This is a genomic window from Methylobacterium sp. A54F (assembly GCF_053346035.1).
This window is the reverse complement of sequence record NZ_JBKFBF010000145.1, coordinates 1-301: the sequence shown is the minus strand read 5'-3', so window position 1 is coordinate 301 and position 301 is coordinate 1. Positions and strand designations below refer to the sequence as shown.

1 pseudogene is annotated in these 301 nt (G+C 69.8%); it reads right to left on the bottom strand.

The window, feature by feature from the left end:
* Positions 1–301: pseudogene (locus tag ACLBXP_RS25700) on the bottom strand (glycosyl transferase); the annotation flags it as partial.

Sequence of the window (301 nt, the reverse complement as noted above, 5' to 3'; positions counted from 1 at the left end):
CCGTGCATGCGGATCTGCACGGCCGGCACGCTCGCGATGCGGGAGAGCAAGGCGATCTCGGCCGAGACGTCGACGACGAACAGACCGATCCCGCGCTCGACGAGGTGGTCGAGGATGCACCGCATCGTCCGGCGCATCTCGGAGAGGCCGAGGGGCACGCAGTGCATCACACTTGGCGTCGGCTCGGCGTAGAGGCGCGGCGGCGGCACGGCGGCGCCGATCATGTTCGGCAGGGCCACGATCTCGATGTCGCGGGAAAATCCCTCGAACAGGTGCGGGCCCGCGGTCAGCACCGACACCG